Annotated in this window: 20 protein-coding genes; 3 read left to right on the top strand and 17 right to left on the bottom strand. The window is 30.9% G+C overall.

Annotated elements, in window-relative coordinates; genetic code table 11:
* Nucleotides 1-26 precede the first annotated feature (26 nt).
* From ACVC3Y_RS01425 to ACVC3Y_RS01400, 6 genes are read right to left on the bottom strand one after another with little or no spacing between them, the layout of a single operon-like run.
* The gene (locus ACVC3Y_RS01425) at nt 27-998 is read right to left on the bottom strand and encodes a glycosyltransferase (RefSeq protein ID WP_452225903.1); all 972 of its coding nucleotides are present in this window, start codon (nt 996-998) and stop codon (nt 27-29) included.
* Nucleotide 999: 1 nt separating this feature from the next.
* Entirely contained in the window at nt 1000-1644 is a 645-nt protein-coding gene (locus ACVC3Y_RS01420) for an acetyltransferase (RefSeq protein ID WP_452225902.1), read from the bottom strand.
* Nucleotides 1638-2714, bottom strand: coding sequence for a DegT/DnrJ/EryC1/StrS family aminotransferase (locus ACVC3Y_RS01415; protein ID WP_452225901.1), 1077 nt, complete (start codon nt 2712-2714; stop codon nt 1638-1640). Before ACVC3Y_RS01415 ends, ACVC3Y_RS01420 begins: the two co-directional genes overlap by 7 nt.
* Before the next feature lie 11 nt (nt 2715-2725).
* Nucleotides 2726-3358 carry a sulfotransferase gene (locus tag ACVC3Y_RS01410; RefSeq protein ID WP_452225900.1) on the bottom strand — a complete coding sequence of 211 codons (633 nt, stop codon included), beginning with the start codon at nt 3356-3358 and terminating at the stop codon, nt 2726-2728.
* 25 nt (nt 3359-3383) lie between these two features.
* Complete coding sequence (locus ACVC3Y_RS01405; protein ID WP_452225899.1) at nt 3384-4544, bottom strand: glycosyltransferase family 4 protein; 1161 nt, start codon at nt 4542-4544, stop codon at nt 3384-3386.
* Between the two features lie 8 nt (nt 4545-4552).
* Nucleotides 4553-5506, bottom strand: a complete 954-nt coding sequence (locus ACVC3Y_RS01400) for a glycosyltransferase family 2 protein (protein WP_452225898.1) — start codon at nt 5504-5506, stop codon at nt 4553-4555.
* A 202-nt stretch (nt 5507-5708) separates the two neighbouring features.
* Here ACVC3Y_RS01400 and ACVC3Y_RS01395 point away from each other — a divergent pair, with 202 nt between their 5' ends.
* Nucleotides 5709-7148: an MBOAT family O-acyltransferase gene (locus tag ACVC3Y_RS01395; RefSeq protein ID WP_452225897.1), complete on the top strand. Its 1440-nt coding sequence runs from the start codon at nt 5709-5711 to the stop codon at nt 7146-7148.
* A 6-nt stretch (nt 7149-7154) separates the two neighbouring features.
* Nucleotides 7155-8099 carry a hypothetical protein gene (locus ACVC3Y_RS01390; RefSeq protein WP_452225896.1) on the top strand — a complete coding sequence of 315 codons (945 nt, stop codon included), beginning with the start codon at nt 7155-7157 and terminating at the stop codon, nt 8097-8099.
* On the opposite strand, the gene ACVC3Y_RS01385 is transcribed toward ACVC3Y_RS01390, so the two are convergent.
* The 11 genes from ACVC3Y_RS01385 to ACVC3Y_RS01335 all read right to left on the bottom strand — a co-directional run bounded on the left by ACVC3Y_RS01385 (nt 8055) and on the right by ACVC3Y_RS01335 (nt 20032).
* Nucleotides 8055-9275: a glycosyltransferase gene (locus ACVC3Y_RS01385; protein ID WP_452225895.1), complete on the bottom strand. Its 1221-nt coding sequence runs from the start codon at nt 9273-9275 to the stop codon at nt 8055-8057. The two genes, ACVC3Y_RS01390 and ACVC3Y_RS01385, sit on opposite strands and share 45 nt — an antisense overlap.
* A 4-nt stretch (nt 9276-9279) precedes the next feature.
* On the bottom strand, nt 9280-9951 hold the full coding sequence (locus ACVC3Y_RS01380; protein WP_452225894.1) for a class I SAM-dependent methyltransferase: 672 nt from the start codon (nt 9949-9951) through the stop codon (nt 9280-9282).
* Nucleotides 9952-10686, bottom strand: a complete 735-nt coding sequence (locus ACVC3Y_RS01375) for a sulfotransferase domain-containing protein (RefSeq protein ID WP_452225893.1) — start codon at nt 10684-10686, stop codon at nt 9952-9954.
* A 4-nt stretch (nt 10687-10690) separates the two neighbouring features.
* Nucleotides 10691-11380: a sulfotransferase family 2 domain-containing protein gene (locus ACVC3Y_RS01370; protein WP_452225892.1), complete on the bottom strand. Its 690-nt coding sequence runs from the start codon at nt 11378-11380 to the stop codon at nt 10691-10693.
* A 6-nt stretch (nt 11381-11386) separates the two neighbouring features.
* Nucleotides 11387-12661 carry an ABC transporter ATP-binding protein gene (locus ACVC3Y_RS01365; RefSeq protein ID WP_452225891.1) on the bottom strand — a complete coding sequence of 425 codons (1275 nt, stop codon included), beginning with the start codon at nt 12659-12661 and terminating at the stop codon, nt 11387-11389.
* A gap of 134 nt (nt 12662-12795) precedes the next feature.
* Nucleotides 12796-13035: a four helix bundle protein gene (locus tag ACVC3Y_RS01360; protein ID WP_452225890.1), complete on the bottom strand. Its 240-nt coding sequence runs from the start codon at nt 13033-13035 to the stop codon at nt 12796-12798.
* A gap of 293 nt (nt 13036-13328) precedes the next feature.
* Nucleotides 13329-14192: an ABC transporter permease gene (locus ACVC3Y_RS01355; RefSeq protein ID WP_452225889.1), complete on the bottom strand. Its 864-nt coding sequence runs from the start codon at nt 14190-14192 to the stop codon at nt 13329-13331.
* Nucleotides 14193-14276: 84 nt separating this feature from the next.
* Nucleotides 14277-15260 (bottom strand): SDR family oxidoreductase, encoded by a 984-nt coding sequence (locus tag ACVC3Y_RS01350; RefSeq protein WP_452225888.1) that lies wholly within the window; start codon nt 15258-15260, stop codon nt 14277-14279.
* Nucleotides 15261-15424: 164 nt separating this feature from the next.
* Nucleotides 15425-16714 carry a nucleotide sugar dehydrogenase gene (locus tag ACVC3Y_RS01345; RefSeq protein ID WP_452225887.1) on the bottom strand — a complete coding sequence of 430 codons (1290 nt, stop codon included), beginning with the start codon at nt 16712-16714 and terminating at the stop codon, nt 15425-15427.
* A 36-nt stretch (nt 16715-16750) separates the two neighbouring features.
* Nucleotides 16751-19234 (bottom strand): GumC family protein, encoded by a 2484-nt coding sequence (locus ACVC3Y_RS01340; protein ID WP_452225886.1) that lies wholly within the window; start codon nt 19232-19234, stop codon nt 16751-16753.
* A 3-nt stretch (nt 19235-19237) separates the two neighbouring features.
* Nucleotides 19238-20032 carry a polysaccharide biosynthesis/export family protein gene (locus ACVC3Y_RS01335; RefSeq protein WP_452225885.1) on the bottom strand — a complete coding sequence of 265 codons (795 nt, stop codon included), beginning with the start codon at nt 20030-20032 and terminating at the stop codon, nt 19238-19240.
* 106 nt (nt 20033-20138) lie between these two features.
* On the opposite strand from ACVC3Y_RS01335, the gene ACVC3Y_RS01330 reads away from it, so the two are divergent.
* On the top strand, nt 20139-22001 hold the full coding sequence (locus ACVC3Y_RS01330; protein ID WP_452225884.1) for an ABC-F family ATP-binding cassette domain-containing protein: 1863 nt from the start codon (nt 20139-20141) through the stop codon (nt 21999-22001).
* Nucleotides 22002-22041 lie beyond the last annotated feature (40 nt).

Raw genomic sequence — 22041 nt, 5'->3', positions numbered from 1 at the left:
ATATTATAGAAAAACAATAAACAATATTAATTTCTTTCGTATATAAATAAGTGATTCATTATTTTTAATAAAATAAAATCCAACCCTTTCCATAAAGTTATAAAAGGTATAGAAATTAAAAAAAAGCTAACCCAGATTTTTAAATGTAATGCAAAAGTAAATGCACTACTATTACTTCTATACGCTTTATACACTTTTTTCCTATTAACATTAAAAAGGTTGCTATTTAAATAACGTAAAGCGATAAGTGATTTAAATATTTTCCCATAATATTTAGAAAATAAATCTTGAGGTATTAATTGCAACGAAATGATTTGTGTTTGAAGCGCATGTGCTTTTTTAGCAGCATCACTTTTAGCACTATACACACCACCTTCATGTAAACGATAGGCAGCGGTTACTTCATTTATCAATTTAATTTTCCCAAATCTAGATTGCCATAACAACATAACGCTATCTAAACCTGGTGCAGAAGGCAAACTACTAAAATCTCTATTTTTAAATACGCGTGTTAGTGTTGGTGCCCAATTAGGTAAGTTATTTATAGTAAAAACATCGGTTAGGCTTGGTTTAAAAAGTGCTTCTTTGGTTACCTGACTTAAGTTATCTACTATTTTAATATTGGTAAAACACACTTCGTAGTCTGGATTGGCTTCTAAAAAATCTACTTGCTTTTGCAGTTTTAATGGGTCTACCCAATAATCATCCCCTTCACATAACGCTATATATTTAGCTTTACATGCATCTAATACAAACATAAAATTAGCATACATCCCTTTGTTTTTGCTATGCGAATAATAGGTAATAAGATTCCCTTTTTCATGATTTTTTATTAGATTTTCTACCACAGTATCTGTAGCATCAGGAGAGCAATCGTTAGTTATTATTACTTCAAAATCGAAGGAAGTTTGCTGCATTAAAACACTTTCTATAGTCTGCTGAATAAATTTTTCATGACCATAAGTAATCATACAAATACTTACTAGTGCTTTAGCCATACTAAAATATCAAAGGTTCTAATTGTTTTTTTACTACTGCGGGTACTCCTGCAACCATACAATTATCTGGAACATCTTTAGTTACCACTGCTCCTGCTGCAACAATTACATTTTGTCCTATATGTATATTTGGTAATATAACGGCATTAGTACCAATAGTCGTGTAATTCCCAATAGTACAATTTCCAGAAACATTAACATCTGGAGATAATTCTACAAAATCACCAAGCACACAATCATGACCAATAGTACAACTAAGATTAATTAAACTACCTTTTCCAATAGTTACATCATTCGTTATTATCACTCCTGTCATTATATTACAACCTTCATGGATGGTATTTCCATAATGGCCAATTTCTGCTTTTGGACTTATTACAGATTCCAACTCCCCTCCTAATTGCAAGAATTTAGTATATAGAACCTGTCTTAATCTTGGGGTACCAATACCAATTGTAAATTTTTTATTCTTTTTAAAATACGTTTTTACTTCATCATCCTTTTTAAGGACTTTAAATTTTTGGTAGAGATGATTTGTAATATCAGGATTTACATTATCAAAAAAAACAACATCTTCTAATTGCTCTAATTGGTACAATATTTCTAAAACTTCTTTAGCAAAACCTTTAGCTCCAACAATTAGCATAGATTCGTTTTTATTATATTAATAATTCTTTCTACATCTTTAGCTGCAAGACCTACATATAGTGGCAAACATAAAACGGATGCTGCTATTTTTCGGGATATTACACAAGCTTCAGCCTTTACATAAGGTAAGGTGTCTAAACTAGGGTGAAAATAGCGTCTTGGGTATATATTTTCTGTTTCTAAAGCTTGTTTTACTTTTAATAATTGGGCTTCATTTTTAAAAATCACAGGATAATAGCAAGAATTCCATTGCGTGTGTTCTCTAATTTTTAACACTTGCAAATCGCTTTTAGCAAATGCATCATTATAGGTATCTACTACTTTTTTTCTTTCCTTTAATATGGTTTCAAAATAAGGAAAAACAGCTAAACCCATAGCGGCCTGCGGCTCACTCATCTTTGCATTAATACCTATACCTTGAAAAGCCTCTGGCCCATCATGCCCAAAGTTATGGTGGTAAAATAATTTATCATGTACTGCCTTATTATTCGCAAACATAGCACCACCTTCTCCAGTATGAAAAAGCTTCGTAGCATGAAAACTGCAGGTACTTACATCGCCATAGTTAAACATACTTTTCCCTTTATATTCTACACCAAAGGAATGGGCTGCATCATAGATTACTTTTAAATTGTGCTTTATTGCAATAGCTTCAATAGCTTCCACATGACAAGGGTTTCCAAAAACGTGTGTTGCTAAAATTGCGGATGTATTTGGAGTTATTGCAGCTTCTATTTTGGTTTCATCTATGGTTAAATATTTATCATGTATATCAACAAAAACGGGTATACAACCTTCCCAAACAATACTACTTGTAGTGGCTACATAGCTAAAAGGTGTAGTAATAATTTCTCCAGATAAAGCTAACCCTTTAATGGCTATTTGTATAGGTAAAGTACCATTGGTAGTTGCTATTATATTTTTCACCCCCAAATAGGATATTAATGTTGCTTCTAATTCCTGTACTAAAACCCCTCTATTTGTCATCCATCCAGTTTCCCAAGCACGTTGTAAAACAGCTTGATACGCTTCTTGTGGAGGCAAAAAGGTTTTGGTTACGTTAATCATCTTAATAGTACTTAGGTCTTATTTTCCCAAGGAAAATTATTTCCCTTAGGGGTTTGATTTAAAAATGTACACAATTTAATATAATCATCTGCTTTCGCAACATTTATAACTAACAATTTTTCTGGCCTACTTTTAAAATATTCTTTTACGGTTTGGTTATAATTTATGTAATGTGCTTTTAATATAATCTCGTTATAGATATCTGCTTCTGGCGTGCTATACAAATAGGTATTAAATCGATAGGCATACCCTAAGCCTCTATATTTAGCAGCTTTTAAATCTGTTGCAGTAGGAATACGTTTTCCATCTGCCCATAATTTAGAATGAAACTTAGTGATAGATTGATACCACTGCTCTGCAGAATCTCGTTCTGTTAAAATAAATCTTGCATTTGGGAAAGCTACGTCTAGGTGTTGATACGTATACGATAATGAAAATGGTATATCTTGAAAAGCTTCTGCGGTTTTACAAAACTTAATAATTTGTTTAAAATCTCTGGCATGCCAAGCTTCTAAAAGTAATTCTCCTTGTACTTGGTTTCCTAAACGGTAACCAAATCCTTTTAAAACAGCTTCAATAGTAGTCGTTCCTGTTTTATTTTGGCCAATACAGAATACTTTTGGTTTTTGTTTTAGAAATTGCATACTAAGGTTTTAAATGTATTAGAATTTAATGAGAACAATATAGCGAAACATATTGTGAAGTTTCGTTTTCTTGTGTTTGTAATACGGTTTCCATGGCATTTTTTTGAAGCATTAATCTTAGGTCCGCATTGTCAATAACACTTTTTGTTTTTTCTGCCAATGCATTAAAATCATACGCCGAAAACAACAAACCATTATGTCTATCTTTCACTATTTCTGGAATACCGTCTGTATTGCAAGCTATAACCGGAAAGCCACACTTTAAAGCTAAATATAAGGTATTAGGTATTCCTTCGTTAATAGAAGGCAACCAAAAAATATACATATCTAATAATATCCTTTTGTACTCCGATTCGTTTAAATAACCATGTATATATACATTTTTAGTTAATCCTAACTTTTTTATTAAGTATACTATTTTGTCATACTCACCTTGCTTTGGAAATCCTCCTATTATATGATAACGGACATTGTATCCAGAATTTACGAGGTTTTTAACAGCTATTAGCGACTCTGGTATACATTTTTTCCAATGTACTCTTGAAATCGTTACAATATTTATTTCTTTTTTAATTATAGTTACCTCCTTACTTTGTATAACATCTTTTAAATTTGGTGTTCTGTAAATAACATGTATTTTTTCTGCTTCAATTCCTGCCAAATCAATAGCCTCATCTTTTAAACTTTGACAAACCGAATGTATTCTCCAAGCATGTTTTAATACCATTATAGCATGTGCTTTTATCGCTTCGCTTAACAATGGTTTGATAGCGATATCATTACCACGTAACGACACTACATATTTTATTTTTTTCTGTATTAAGATTGGCAACAATACTTGATCTATAGCATGCAAATCGTGAAAATGAAACACAGCATCTTTGTTCTTAAAGATAAAAGCATATTTACCATATAACTTAGCCGATTTACTTATTTTAGAGAATAAAAAAGTAAACTTTTCATTTTTAAGATATAAAAGAACACCTATAAAAAAGGCTTTTAATTTTTGTGTTTTTGTGTCTTGTTTTAGACAAATAACATCCTTTTTTGGACTAGCAGAAATGGCTTCATTTAACGAAACAACAAAAACCTCTAATTCTTTACATTGCTCTAAACTAGATATTAACCGTTTATTATAAGGCTGATACTTATTGGAAAAAGTAGGAAATATGTGAAAAATCTTCATGAATACATTTAACTATTAGAATACATTTTTTTTATTCTTTGTTCATAAGAAAACAAACCTTTATTGAACATAAAATGGAATACATATAATGTAGTTAGATACAAATAGTCATACCATTTTATATAGGTAAACTTTAATAGATATGTGTTAAAAATACCTGTACGTTTATTTACAAAAGCTATTTTTAATTTATCTAAAAAATGAAACTTGAGTTTCTCTAAAACTTCTACAGGTTGATTTTCAGGAAACTCATCTACCAAAAGAAGTTTGACATCTAAAATAGATTTTAAAGTTTCTAATGTGTAGCTAGTTGTAATCGAGCTACCATGTCTTCTTATTTTCACTAACGCTTTATTTAACAAGTAAATATCAGCTTCCTGCTCTCTAAATATACGCTGTAAAAATTCTACTTCTTGACTTTTTTTTAAATGCTCATTAAAAGTATAATTGGTTAAAACATCACGTTTAAAAAAAGTGTTGGGTAAATGTGCTTTAAGAGTTCTTAATACAAAATCACAATAAATAGAATGTTTTATAGCATGCTTTTTAGCAGGTTTTAATAATTTAGAAAAATCTTCATTATAACGATCTAATAAACAAATAGAAATACTTTTATTATTAGCTAATAAATGATGTATCTGTGTTGCAATTAAAGTTGGACACATAATATCATCACTATCAAACCACTGTACAAAATCTCCTTTTGAAACCTTAAACCCATAATTTCTTGCGCCATTACCTCCCGGTAAATGTGCATCTGGGCGTTTATAAAATAAAAATCTAGCATCTTTTTTTTGGTAAGTATCCATTAATGCTGCTGTACCATCGGTAGAGCCATCGTCTACTACAATACACTCCCAATTGGTATAGGTTTGCGACAATACACTATCTAAGGTCTCCCCTATTAAATGTGCTCGGTTAAAAATAGGTATTATTATAGAAACTAATGGTTGGTCTGGCATGGTTAGTATTTACTCGACTAATATACAAAGTACGAAGAAAATTAGCACTAAAAACGAGAAAAAGGAGCCTTTTATAAAGAAGATCATAACTTAAAATGACCGATTAAAAACGAAACATAATTAATATCAATAAGAAATTAAAGATTTTATATATTAGCAATCATATCCTTATTCCAATAAAACTATAATTTGACGAGAGTAAATGCTTTTTAATTCTTTAGATTTTGCTTTTTTCTTACCTGTAGTATTCCTTTTATACTGGTTTTTAACAAACAGGAATTTAAAGCTTCAAAACTTCCTTATTCTAATTTCAAGCTATATCTTTTACGGATGGTGGGATTGGCGGTTTTTATCATTAATACTGTTTAGCACAATAATTGATTATACTATTGGTATAGCGTTATCAAAACAAAAAAACGAAACCAACCGAAAAATTCTATTATGGACTAGCGTATTAGTGAACATTGGCTTTCTAGGCTTTTTTAAATACTATAACTTTTTCTTAGACAACTTTAAAACTGCATTTTCATTTTTTGGAAGTGAAATAAATACAAATTCGCTTAACATTATATTACCTGTAGGGATAAGTTTTTACACATTCCAAACCTTAAGCTACACCATTGATGTTTATAAACAGAAGCTAAAACCAACTACCAACTTTATTGCTTTTTCTGCCTTTATAAGTTTCTTTCCACAACTGGTTGCCGGCCCTATTGAGCGCGCTTCTAATTTATTACCACAATTCTATTCTAAACGCCATTTTGAATATTCAAAAGCGGTAGATGGCATGCGACAAATACTTTGGGGTTTATTTAAAAAAATAGTTATAGCCGACAATTGTGCTCACTACGCTAATTTAATTTTTAATAATTCTGAGGAATACACAGGAAGCACATTAGTATTGGGAGCAGTTTTTTTTACATTTCAAATTTATGGCGATTTTTCTGGATATTCTGATATAGCCATTGGAACCTCTCGCCTTTTTGGTTTTAATTTAAAACAAAACTTTGCTTTCCCTTACTTTTCAAGAGATATAGCCGAATTTTGGAGACGTTGGCATATATCACTTTCTACTTGGTTTAGAGACTACCTATACATTCCTTTAGGTGGTAGTCGCGGTAGCACTTGGTTAAAAGTAAGAAATGTATTTATAATTTTTCTTGTAAGCGGATTTTGGCATGGTGCTAATTGGACCTTTATAATTTGGGGAGCCTTAAATGCCTTGTTTTTTCTACCCATTCTCTTAACTAAAAACAATAGAAAGTACTTAAATACTGTTGCCGAAGGAAAGCACTTACCAAGTATTAAAGAATTATTGTTAATGCTACTAACATTTGGGTTAACCGTTTTTGCTTGGATATTTTTTAGAGCGGAAAGTGTAACACATGCAATTAGTTATATTTCTGAAATACTATCCCCTTCACTTTTTTCTATTCCTAAAACGCGACCTACTTACTTATTTATTTTAATTATTGTTTTTATGATTTTGGAATGGCTAGGAAGAAATGACCAGTTTGCAATAGAAAAAATCCATAAAAAATACCCTAAACCAATTAGGTACTTTATATATATATCATTGGCTACCACTATACTATTATTAAGCGGTGGTAAATCACAAGAATTTATTTATTTTCAATTTTAATTACTAATGAAAAAATTTATATTCAAAACATTTATATTTTCTTTTATCGTATTAACGATATTTGTTTTGGTGTGCTCAAAAGCAGACGGATATACAGATCCTTTTTATGTTAGATTTACAACTCCAAAACAAAATTCATTAATTATAGGAACCTCAAGAGCTGCACAAGGATTACAACCCGAAGTAATTAATGGCATTTTAAAAAAAGATGTTTTTAATTATGCTTTTACTGTTGCCCATAGCCCATTTGGTGAAACATATTTAAACAGCATTCAAAAGAAATTAAATTCAAAATCAAAGCATGGCATCTTCATAGTTACCGTAGACCCTTGGAGTTTATCAAGTCTTTCAGATTCTCCTGATGATTCACTTTCATTTAGGGAAAGGAAATTAGCTTTAGCAAACACATCCTATGTTAATTTAAATCCTAATATTTTTTATATACTCAACAACTATAGCACAAAATATTATAAGTTATTAAATACTAAAAAAACAAAAATGTTTTTACATAAAGATGGATGGTTGGAAGTTAATATAGATTTAGACTCTATTGATGTAACGAGTAAAATTGAACAAAAAGCAAAAACTTACAAAGAAAAACATTTACCACGAGCTCAGTTTTCAAAAAACAGATTTGAATATTTAAAGAAAACTATCTCTTTTTTAAAAAATCATGGTGAAGTATATTTGGTAAGATTACCTATACACCCCATATTAATGGAAATAGAGAACGAGTTAATGCCTAGATTTGATAATGATATAGAAGAAGCGTTAGATTTAAGCGATGGATATTTAGATTTAACCGAAAAAAACAGCGACTTTAGTTATACAGATGGTAATCATTTGCATAAATCATCTGGAAAAATAGTTTCAAAAATTGTTGCAACCTGGATCGATACAAAAAAATCACTCATAGAGTTTAAAAAAAATGGAAGCCAATACATCCATTGAAAAATTATTTGAAGCAAACTTTTTAGAAGAATTACTCATTTTAGCATATAAACTGGGGTTGTCTAACAATTTTATTATGCCATCGGCATAACCTGTAACATCTTTTTCTAACACCAAAAAACCTGTTTCGTTATCTAAAATAGTATAAGGCACACCACCACTATTAAAAGCTACTACTGGTAACCCCATGGCTTGGGCTTCGGCAGTTACAACACCTTGAGCTTCTGCTCTATTTGTTTGATCTGTAATAGAGCTCATTAAAAAAATATGACTTTCTTCTAATATACTTTTAATTTCTATTTGATTTTTAACACCTAATAAAAAAACATGATCCATCAATTTCAATTCTTGAATTAATTGTTTTAAATTATCCATTTCAGTTCCTTCACCAATAATAGTATAATTCACATTATAGCCTTTATCTACAATTATTTTCACACTTTTAATAGCATATGCAAAACCTTTAAGTGCAATTAACCTTCCTATTGATATTAAACTAACAACGGTATTTTTTGTGATTATTTTTTCTTTTTCTGGTTTAAAAAGAGAAAGATCTATTCCCATAGAAATAACCTTTATTTTATTAATAGGAGCACCAAGTGCTACTATTTTTTTAGCGAGATAAACCGTATTAACGGTTAAATATCGCGACTCCTTAAACAACAAATTATATTGCAGTTTTAACGCTTTTAATTCTTCCTGATTTTTATAATGTGCATCATACCCATGAAACGTAGTAATAATGTCACCTTTAAGTAAGCCAATCGATTTCATTTTCATCAATGTACTACCAGCTGTAGCAAACTGTATATGAAATATAGATACATCTTTAAACTGACTATAAAATGCAAGTTGAAAAGGTAAAGCTGTAAAACGCTTTCTAAAAGGCAAATCTTTAATTTGAAGCCAATATTTTAGATATCTAATAATATAAACTAAAGCCTTAATTCGTCTTTGTATTGTAGCGCTTGGTATTTTATAATTAGTAGTATAAACATGTTTTAAAAGGTCATGCTTTATTATAAGTTCTTTTTGTGAAGATTCTGCTAATGGTAATTTCTTTTTTACCAACAATAGTACTCCATAGCCTTTAAGCTTAGCATGTATAATATGATTAGTAATAAAAGTTTCTGAGACTCTTGGAAAACTAGAAACTACAAAACAGACTGTTTTCATTATTCTAATTCATTGTTATTTTCAACATCAGTTGTTCATCTCCCAATTTTTTGGTAATATGACCTAGTTCTTTTAAAGTAGAAATAACCTCTACTTTTAGACCATATTTGTTTGCTACTTGATTATAAAATTCTAAAGAGCGAAAAACAACAGGAAAGCCTTGCCAATTTCCTTCTTCATTTTTTAAAACATTAACATTAGCGTAAAAAACTCCTTTATTCGATAAATTTTTAGAAACAAATTGCATACATTCTTCTAAAATATTATCACTTAAATGTATTAATACCGCAAAAGCAAAAATAACATCAAATTTAACATCAAAATTTAATTCAGAAAAGTTAGAAAAATTTATAAGTTTTGGCTTTTTCAATTCTACACCTTCTTGTTTCAACTCTTTTCTAGCTTCTTCAATAACTTCACTTCTTACATCAACACCAACATATTTAGCCTCATTTAGATATTTTATTATAGGAATGCCTCCACGTAGCGTTCCACACCCAATATCTAAAAAAGTATCTTGCTTTTTCAAACCCATTTTTACTAAAAAATCTATTTGAAATTGTTGCTTCATTTTCCATAAATGAGATTTACCAACCAAACTATGTCTTTTTTCTTTTTCTGAAAGCTTATTAGTTTTGAAAAATTTTTTCTTTATTTTTTTTAAAATTCTTTTCATTTACTCAAATTTAATTTCATTAGTTATTAATTTACTTTTTATAGCATTAAAGTAACTATTATCATCTGCATCAAAAAAGTTTTTCCAAGTATCTGCTTTTGCCTTATTTGGTAATAAACCTACTGGTTTTTTAATTACATTTATTTTGTTTTGGCTTAGTTTCTTTTTAGTAGTAAAAAACTTTTCATGTATTTTTAAATATTGCTGGTATGGTGTTTCTATTAAATCTTCATATCTAATAATTAAAACATTATTATTTTGTTCTGCTAACGCATACCAACTAGTAACATGTAATGCCCAATGTTCTAATATGGTTAAATTGGTATCACTTTTTTTAGATGGCGTACCATACCAATCTATTGGTGTTCTTAAAAACGCTTTAAAGGAAAGATTACTAATGTCTTTATGTAAAAAATTAGGTGTTTTCCATACAGAATAAGCAACTGCTCTACCATCTCTTACTATATATATTTTTGGTGCATTGTTATTGTTTTTGTCTGCAAAATAATGATTACCAAATAGTTTTCCATAAGGATTGCCTTCTTGTTTCACCTTTCTGTTAGACCAATGTCCCCAGGTAATTTTATCTAGAGACAAGTCTTTATTTTTATAAAAATTATTAGCTAAAAAAGCTTCTAAAAAATGTGTTCCAGATCTAGGGTGCGAATATACCTGAAGTAATGTAGGTTCTTTACGCACTAGTAATTTCTTAATACGGGATCTCCATTTTTTCATACTATTAAAATGTATATCCCATTAATTCACGTTCTCTTGCCCAAATAATATCTATTAAGTGTTTTTCACTTTTAGTTAACACCTCTGCGTAAGGTCTTTTATCTTTTCTAAATTGCGATTTGGCTTTAATTTTAGATAATACTATAGGAGACTTTAAATTTAATTTTTCTGATATAATTTTTAAAGCGTTATCCATATTTTCAAATTTAAAAACATCATCTACTGCAACTATATTATTTATACTGTATTGGTCGTACCCTTTAATTATTTTAAGTCCACCATCTTTAATAAAATTTTCTATAGAATTCCACTTTTTAAAACCTCCTTGATGATAAAATAATGATATTGCTTTATCATAAGGGTTTCTTTCAAAACAAAACTTGTAATAACTATCATATATTTTGCTTCCTAATCGTAATTTTAATTCATCACAAGAAATATGGTTATAAAAGGAATTCTTTGTTCTATATAAAACATAATCTAACAATTCTTTTTTTGAATATCTAGAAAATGGAATATTATAATTAACAGGAGACTGATACCCTAGCTCTTGACGTAACAACTCATCATTAGTAGAAATTGGTGTAACTATATCTTCTTCACCACATAAGCTACTTAATGCAATCTCTAAAGATGTACTTGCTGTTTTTTGTGTTTTTACAAAAATAAATTTATGCTCGTGATTGACTATCATTAATCTTTAGTTAATAGTGAATGAATGCTCTACTAGAACGCCTTCTTTTGAAACTTGCTCTCTACCACTTTTAAAAAAGTCTCCTCCAATTACATTAAAACTTAATACACTTTCAATATCGTCTTGTACACCATCTGCAGTAAAACATGTTAATTGTATAGTATACACTCCATTTGGTAATGGTAATTTAGGAATTACACAATCGGCTGATGCATTTTCTAAAACATCTAAATTTAACATTCTAGCGTCTACAAAATAATTGTTACATAAAAATCGGATAACGTCTTTATTATCAATAATTCTTATTCTAATACTTACATTACTCAACTTACTTAAGGTTTTAAAATGCAACCTAATTTTATAAGGTTCCCCTGCAAGTAAATTTGTTTGTTCTTCATTTAAACTGTTTAAAATAGATATTCCTGTAAACGATAAATTTCCCTTACCACTTCTATCAACACGATCTATTAATGGCAAACCTGCCTGATATGAACCTTTGCTTAAATAAAAATCTACAGCTTCATCCGTTCCTCCTTCAAAAACCGAAGTACCATGTTCTAAAACAACAGCCCGAGTACATAAACTCTTTACTGCTGCCATATTATGACTTACAAATAAAACGGTTCTACCATCCCCTTTGCTTATGTCTTGCATTTTACCAATGGCTTTTTTTTGAAACTCTGCATCCCCAACGGCCAAAACCTCATCAATCACTAAAATATCGGGTTCTAAAAAGGCAGCAACAGCAAATGCCAAGCGTACGCGCATACCAGAGCTGTATCTTTTTACTGGTGTATCAACATAACGTGCACAGCCAGAAAAATCAATAATTTCGTCTTCTTTGGCTTTAATTTCGGCTTTACTCATTCCTAAAATAGCACCATTTAGGTAAATATTTTCACGTCCGGTAAGTTCTGGATGAAAACCGGTTCCTACTTCTAATAAAGAGGCTATTCTTCCTTTGGTTTTTATTTCGCCTGTAGTTGGTGTGGTAACTCGAGAAAGTATTTTTAATAAGGTAGATTTTCCTGCACCATTTTTACCAATAATACCAAGAACTTCTCCTTTTTGCACTTCAAAATTGATATCTTTTAATGCCCACACATACGCACTATCTGCTTTGGTGCTTCTATCGTTAACAGCTCCTACTTTTAAATACGGATCTTCTTTCCCTCTAATACTTGCCCACCATCTATTTAAATCATGACTGATAGTGCCTGTACCTACAAGACCAAGTCGGTATTGTTTGCTTATATTTTCAGCTTTTAAAATGACACTCATTGTTTATTTTTTTTTGAGATGTGAGGTGTGAGTTGTGAGTTGTGAGTTGTGAGTTGTGAAACTACTATTCACTATTCACTTTTCACTTTTCACTATTCACTTTTCACTATTCACCATTCACTATTCACTATTCACTATTCTTTCTTCTTTAAATAATTTCTAAATCCTAAAATCAATTTTTTCACATCTATTAAAGCATGAGCAACAACCTCATTTCTTTCTATTATATTAATACGAATAGCTAATAAGTATTGTGTTTCTAATTCAGACAAGGAACCTAAAGCAATACTTAAAAATTGTAAAAACTCCTTATCACTTTTTCTTGCGGCACCTTCTGCAATATTAGATGGAATAGAAACTGCTGCACGTCGCATTTGACTTGTTAATCCAAAACGTTCGTCATTTGGAAAGGCATTTGTTACGTCATAGATTATGAACTGCTAAATCCATACTTTTTTTCCAAACGTTTAAATCCTTATGATTCATATATAACAATCTACTATTCACTTCTCACATCTCACAACTCACATCTCACTATTTACTTCTCACTACTCCACTATTCACTACTTCACTATTCACTACTCCACTATTCACTTTTCACTACTCACTATTCGCTATTCACTACTCACTACTCACTATTCACTTTTCACTACTCACTATTCACTAACTAAACCGTATCAATAAACGTCTTCTCGGTTCTATTAAAAATAATAATACCAAACAAAAGCACTATTAGAGTAACTAATAGAGTATACGATATACCTAACCAACTAAAGCTTCCTGTATTTAATAACATAAAACGAGCCGTTTCTATTATATAAGCTAGTGGATTATACTCTACAATCCATGCTATTTGTGGCAGTTTTTCTCGCATTAAAGCCAAAGGGTACATTACTGCAGAGACATACATAAGCAACTGCACACCAAAGCCTACTAAAAATTTTAAATCGCGATATTTTGTTACTAAACTAGAAATAATCATTCCTATACCTAAGCCTAGCAATCCCATTAGCAAAACTAATACAGGAAAAAATACTACACCACCGTTTAGTGATATAGCCGCACCATTAAAATAATAATAAATATAAAAAGCAATAAAAATGAGTAATTGAATACCAAATTTCATCAAATTAGATAAGATGATAGATAAGGGTACAATAATACGTGGAAAGTACACTTTTCCAAAAACAGCGGCATTACTTTTAAAGGTATCACTAGTAGCATTTAAACAAGTGCTAAAATAGTTCCAAATGGAAATACCTGCTAAGTTGAATAAAAAAGGAGGCACGGTTCCCGTTTCTATATTAGCAACTTTATTAAAAATCAAGGTAAAGGTAAGTGCTGTAAACAAAGGCTGAATAAGATACCATAAAGGACCTAATATGGTTTGCTTATATACAGTAACAACATCTCGTTTTACAAATAGAAGTAACAAATCTCTATAGCGCCAAATTTCTTTAAAATTAAAATCGATTAATTTGCGCTTAGACGAAATGGTATAAAGCCATGTATCCTCTTTAGGAGTATTCAATGGTAGTTAGGTTTTTATTTAGGGCTAATATAATAAAACGCAATGTTTTATTTAAAAAGATTCGTGTATTTTAATATAGAATATCTATTCTCCTTTAAACGCGCTCCAAGTAATCTCTAAACCTTCACTAACCGTATATTCTGGTGCATACCCCAAGAGTTTTTCAGCTTTAGAAATATCTGCTAAAGAATCTCTAACATCGCCTTGACGTGTTGGTCCATGAATAGCTTCTAGTTTCATATTTGCAGCTTGGTTTAGGGAATTCCATAAGTAATTAACACTTATACGATCGCCACAAGCAATATTAAATACCTGATTAGCTGCTTCCTTTGAAGCAAACATACCTTTTACATTGGCTTGTACTGCGTTATCTACAAAAGTAAAATCTCTGGTTTGTTCACCATCGCCATGAATATTTGGAGCTTTATTATCTTTAAGGGCTTGCATAAATAATGGTATTACTGCTGCATAAGCGCCATTTGGACTTTGTTTTGGTCCGAAAATATTAAAATAGCGAAAACCAATAACATCGGTATTATAGGTTTTACCAAAAACATCGGCATACAGCTCATTAACGTACTTAGTTACCGCATAAGGGGATAGTGGACTGCCAATATTTTCTTCTACTTTTGGTAATGCTTTACTATCTCCATAGGTAGAACTAGATGCTGCATACACCATTCGCTTAACGGTTTTGCTTTCTTTTACAGCGATAAGCATGTTTAAAAACCCACTAATATTAACAGCGTTGGTTGTTGCTGGGTCGTTTATAGAACGCGGTACAGAACCTAATGCAGCTTGATGCGAAACATAGTCTATATTCAACATCGCCTTTTTACAGGTTTCTAAATCTCGAATATCCCCTTCTAGTAATTCGAAAGCAGGATTATCTTCAAATTCACTTAAATTTTCTCTATATCCATTGGAAAAATTATCCAGTACTCGAACTTTTTTTGCTCCAAACTTCAACAAATATTCAACAAGGTTAGAGCCTATAAAGCCGGCCCCTCCTGTTACTAGAAAACTGAAATTAGCTAAATCTTGTTTGTGATATGGTTTTGTATACATAATTTTTAAATTTATAGGCCATTGCGAGGACTGCAGCGTTCCAGCAATCTGTTAATTATTTATTGGGATGCTTCATGAGATTGCTTCACTGCGTTCGCCATGCCCCAATATTATAGCTTTTGTTTGCTGTACTTTGATTTTCGAAACTCGGCATCTAAAAAACGTTAAAGCCTACCATTTACTATTTCCTTAGGTAATAAGGACTTCACATCAAAAATAACACCTATAGGCGATTTTAATTTTTCGATATCTATTTTAAGAAATTCGTTATGACTTACTGCTAAAATAATAGCATCATAATTATCACTTATTTCTGTTTTAGAACATAATAAATCAAAACCGTATTCATGCTTTACTTCTTCTGAAGAAGCCCAAGGATCAAACACATCTACATCTACGTGATAGGTTTCTAATTCTTTAATAATGTCTATTACTCTAGAGTTTCTAATGTCTGGACAGTTTTCTTTAAAGGTAATTCCTAAAACCAATGCTTTAGCACCTTTAATGGTAGCACCTTTATTAATCATTAACTTTACCGTTTCTTGCGCTACATAGCTTCCCATGCTATCATTCATTTTACGTCCTGCTAAAATAATTTCAGGGTTGTAACCAGACTCTATTGCTTTTTGAGCTAAGTAATACGGATCTACTCCTATACAGTGCCCTCCAACTAATCCTGGCGTAAAATTAATGAAGTTCCATTTGGTTCCTGCAGCTTCTAAAACTGCTTTAGTATCTATATCTAATATTCTAAAAATTTTAGATAATTCATTAACAAAAGCAATATTAATATCGCGTTGTGAGTTTTCTATAACTTTTGCAGCTTCAGCAACTTTTATTGATGAAGCTTTGTGTGTTCCTGCCGTTATAATGGACTTATACAAATCGTCTATAACAGTTGCTATTTCTGGTGTAGAACCAGAAGTAACTTTTAATATTTTGGTTACGGTATGTTTTTTATCTCCAGGGTTAATTCGTTCTGGCGAATAACCAGCAAAAAAATCTGTATTAAATTTTAATCCAGATTGCTCCTCTAAAATAGGGACACAAATATCTTCGGTAACACCAGGGTAAACTGTAGATTCATAAATAACGATATCGCCTTTTTTTAAAACTTTCGCAACCGTTTCACTGGCTTTTATTAAAGGAGTAAAAACGGGTTTATTTAAACTATCTGTTGGTGTAGGAACAGTGATAATAAACACATTAGAGGCAGCTAAGTCTTCTGGCGTATTGGTTATATACAGCCCTTTTTGAGTAGTGTTAGTGTCTACCAGCACTTTTTGTAACTCTTCGGATTCGACCTCTAACGTTTTATCTATTCCTTGTTGTAGTTCTGTTACACGAAGCGTATTAATATCAAATCCAATTACAGGATATTTTTTTGCAAATTCGGAAGCTAATGGCAAGCCAACATAGCCTAAACCAATAACGGTTATCTTATGCATTTTCATTATGTATTTTATTGATTAATAGCGGTAACGAATATATTAAATACTTTTAATAAATGCTTTAACTTTTTTAAATAATGACTTTTTAGAGTCTTCATGGTAGGCATTTCCGTAAACCCCGTAACCATAGCCGTAACCATAGCCATAACCATATCCATAATTATGGTTGGTTTTATGTTTGTAAAAGTTAAGTACAATACTAATATTCTTCACTTCTCCTGCTCTATATTTTGCATTAATTAATTGCAACATACCTTTTTTAGTATAGTCTAAACGTACCATAAAAATAGAAGCATCTGCATATTGTACCAATTCTAAAGCATCGGTTACTAAACCTAAAGGAGGTGTATCGAGTACAATCATATCATACTTCTTTCTTAGTTCTTGAATCAATGGCGCCATTTTATCACTCATTAAAAGCTCTGAAGGATTTGGCGGTATTGGCCCTGAGGTAACTACATCTAAATTTTCGATGTTGGTATTGTTAACCACTTCATCAAAAGTACTATCCCCTATAAAATAATTTACTATTCCGACTTCATTAGTCAAATTAAAATCATCAAATATTTTTGGTTTCCGTAAATCTAATCCTAATAGAATGGTTTTCTTTCCTGACAATGCATATACTGTAGCAATATTTATAGAAGTAAATGTTTTTCCTTCCCCACTCACCGAAGAAGTTACTAAAATAGTCTTACCTCCTTCTGTACTACCTTTCAACTTATTTTTATAGAAAAACTGCAAACTAGAACGTATAGATCGAAAAGATTCTGCCACTGCAGACTTAGGCTTTTCAAAAACCACCAAATTATTATGATATCTGTACTTGCCAATAAGACCTAAAATTGGAATACTAGTAAGCTGCTGTACCTCATCAGATCCGTGAATGGTATTATCTAAAAGAAATATAACAAAAATTAAAAACAATGGTATAAAGAAACCAAGCATAAGTCCCATCATATAATTTAAAGACTTATTAGGACCTATTTTACCTCCTCCAATATCTTTAGCTTCATCTACTATTGTGATATCCGAAATATTAGCCGCTTTAACAATAGCGGCTTCACTTCGCTTGTTCATGTACACATTATAAGCTTCTTGACTAATATCTAATTTTCGTTGAATTTTTAAGTACTCTTGTTGATTTTCAGGAAGCCCACTCAACTTTGCGTCCATATTAGCAATATTCCTATTGATAGTGCCTAATTGTAAATTAATGGTGCTAATGGTAGACTTTATAGTTTCTAATAATACATTTTTTTCGGCATCAATTTGTCTATCAATATTTTTAAATATTTCCGACTCCTCACGAGTGGTATACTCTAAACTCCTTCTTTCTATTGCTAAATTGGTTATTTTACTAACACTACTTAAAATATTCCCTTCAGTAATTCCTACCGAAGTAGGAGCAGCTATATTGGTATAATCTGTTTTGGTTCTTAAATAAGTATCTAGTCTATTTAAATAATTGAGTTTTGTTTGCTCTTCTTCTTTTTGTGCTTCAAAGTCCTTTAATCGAGACGAAAGATCTGTCATTTCAGCACTCACATCAAAGACTTTATTTTTTTTTCTAAAGGAATTCATTTCATCGGTTACATCCTTTAAACTCGTATTAACCGCTGCTAAACTACTATCAATAAACTTGATGGTATTGGTAGCATATAAATTTTTACGCTCCAACTCCGTTCTACTTAAAATGGCTGCTGTAGTATTTAAAAAATCTACAATTTTTGCTTTATTGGTTCCTGCTAAAGAAAGCTTTAATACTGGAGAATTGGTTTTATTAAAAGACCCAACAATAACTCCATTTTTATAATTATTTACAACACCATCAAAACTTTTAAACAATACAAAGAACTCAGATTGAGGTTTAATTACTTTTTCACTTCTAAGTTGAACTCTTCCATTAAAAAAAGGCAATTCTATTTTTTCACCAATAACATAACTTTTGTTAAAATTTCCAAGAGGAACGTCAACCGAACCAACCTCCTTATTATCATAACGTTGACCTCTTCCTTTAACATTTTCATTTTTCATGAAAATTTCAAATTGGGTATCTGTAATAAATCGAATACCAATAGGCTTTCCTAGCACTTGGTATTTATTCATATCTAACTCCACGATAAATGGCGCCTGTTTGTAAATATCAATTTTTCGATACTTCCCTTCTACTAAGTAATCCATATAAAACTGAAGGGAATCTACTACCTTTTCATTATGTGTCCTAGTTTGCAATGTCGTAATCGTTTTCCCCATCTTACCAGAAACTCCTCCCCAGTTAAAAGAAATACTAGTATTGGCAGTAAAAAAAGGGTTTTGATCATTCTCTACACTAATCAAAGAATCTAATTTATAAACGTTTTGCTTTCTTACATTTATTAAATACGCTATAATTAGTGCTGCTCCAATACATAGAAGAACAAACTTCCATAGATTAAGTACTTTAAACAGGAAGCCCTTAAAATCAAAAGCAACATGATTAGATTCTAAATTTTCTATATCATCAAATTCATTATATGCCATAACTTAAAAACGATTTAATAATAAAACGGTGGTAGTAATTAAAGATAAAACAGTGGCAACTGCTCCTATATTTTGCAATACATTGGTTCCAGTACCCCAAGCTTTCTGTTTTAATGGTTTTACATAAATCATATCATTGGGTTGAATATAATAATAGGGAGAATCCATAACGTTTATATCTGTTAAATCTAAATGATGAATTTTTTGTCCTTGCGGATATTGCCTAATTATTAAAACATCTTTCTTGTCTCCGGTTACAGGTATATCACCAGAATTAGCTATAGCCTCTAATATATTAACACGTTCTTGAAATAACACTTTAGTACCAGTAGCCCCAATTTCTCCTGTAGTTACATATTTTAAACCGGTAAGTTTTACGGTCACAAAAATATTAGCGGTTTCTTTAAATTCTTCTGCTAATAACTTCTCTTCAATCATTTGCTCAATCTCTTCTGTAGTATACCCTAAAACATTCATTTTACCTAAAGTAGGAATTCGTATATTACCATGTACATCTACAGTAAAACCATCAAAATAAGAGCGTTCAACACTACCAGCATTTAAATCGGCTTCCCCTATTGGGTTAAAGATCTGTACGTTTTCTTGATCTAAAGCTTTTACTCGAATATTTAGTATGTCGTTAATTTGAATACGATATGGTTTTTGCTTTTCTACTATAGTTTGTAATGAATCTACGGTAGATTCCTTTTCTTGTATGTATAACGTATCTTTATGAGGAATACAAGAGCTAGCAAATACAGTAAGAATAAAAGAAAGAGCGAAAAATAATTTCTTCATTTTTGAAGTTTAATGTTACGTAACAAATATAAGTTTTCAATAGGAATATAAAAACTTATAGAACTTTTTTTGGTTTTTTGTACGTTATTTGTAAAAAACACAAAATTTGAATTACCTAAACGTAGAAAACATATCGAAATCGTATGGAGAATTAACACTCTTCCAAGACATTTCATTTAGTATTCATAAAGATCAAAAAGTAGCATTTGTAGCTAAAAACGGTACCGGAAAAACGTCCATTCTAAATATTTTAGCGAAACTGGACGAGCCAGATGCTGGTCAAGTAATTTTCAGAAAAGATATTGTCGTTTCCTTTTTACCTCAAGAACCTAATTTAGACCAAAACCTTAGCATTGAAGAAACTATTTTTAGTTCGGATAATGAAATTTTAAAAGTCATTAAAGCTTATGAAGAAGCGCTATTAAATCCAGAAGATACCGAAGCATATCAAAAAGCTTTTGAAAACATGGACAGGCATAATGCTTGGGATTTTGAAACGCAATACAAACAAATACTTTTTAAACTAAATCTAGAAGACCTAAACCAAAAAGTAAACGCGCTTTCTGGTGGACAAAAAAAACGGCTTTCTTTAGCCAATGCATTAATTAACAAACCCGATTTACTTATTTTAGATGAGCCTACCAACCATTTAGATTTAGAAATGATTGAGTGGCTAGAAACCTTTTTTGCTAAAGAAAACATCACCCTTTTTATGGTGACGCACGATCGTTATTTTTTAGAACGTGTTTGCAATGAAATTATAGAATTAGATCAAGGCGAATTATTTTCATACAAAGGAAACTATTCGTACTATCTTGAAAAAAAAGAGGAACGTATAAACATAGAAACCGTAGAGACGGGGAAAGCAAAACAACTCTATAAAAAAGAACTTACCTGGATGCGAAGACAGCCAAAGGCAAGAACTACAAAATCGAAATCTAGAATAGACGATTTTACCGAAATAAAACACAGAGCGCACCAACGCAGAAACGACCATGAAATGCAGCTAGAGCTAAATATGGAACGGCTTGGAAGTAAAATTATTGAGCTTCACAAAATATCAAAATCCTTTAAAAACAAAACTATTCTCAATCAATTTGAATACAACTTTCAAAAAGGAGAGCGTGCAGGAATTATTGGTAAAAACGGAACAGGAAAATCTACATTCCTGAACATACTAACACAAACAATACAACCAGATTCTGGTAAAATTACCATCGGTGAAACCGTGAAATTTGGCTATTACACCCAAAGCGGAATAGATGTAAAACCAGACCAAAAAGTTATTGATGTAGTTCGCGAATTTGGAGATTATATTCCTCTTAAAAAAGGAAGACAAATAAGTGCACAACAACTTTTAGAACGTTTTCTATTCGACAGAAAAAAACAATATGATTTTGTCGAAAAATTAAGCGGTGGCGAACGTAAAAGACTATACTTATGCACTGTACTAATTCAAAATCCAAACTTTTTAATTTTAGATGAACCTACTAACGATTTAGACATTGTAACGCTTAATGTTCTTGAAAGTTTTTTATTAGATTTCCCTGGTTGCTTAATTGTGGTTTCGCACGACAGATATTTTATGGATAAAATTGTAGACCACCTTTTTGTTTTTAGAGGAGAAGGTGTTGTAGAAGATTTCCCAGGAAACTATAGCGATTATAGAGCGTACGAAGACAGTCAACCAGCAATAACAGAAAATACAGAAGATAAAAAAGAAAAGAAATCTTGGAAAAAAGATAGTAACACAAAACTATCGTACAACGAACAAAAAGAATATAAAAACATTGAAAGCAAATTAAAATCTTTAGAATTCGATAAAAAAGAATTAGAAGCTAAATTTTTAGACGAAACACTTACACAAGAAAAGATTACAGAGCTTTCCGATAAACTACAAAATATTATTACAGAAATGGAAACCAAAGAAGAACGATGGTTTGAACTTATGGAAAAAATGGAAGAATAACTTTTTTGTAATTTATTAACTTAGTACCAAGTAATCCTAA

Source organism: Lacinutrix cladophorae, from assembly GCF_053604645.1.
This window is presented reverse-complemented; position numbering and strand designations above follow the sequence as displayed.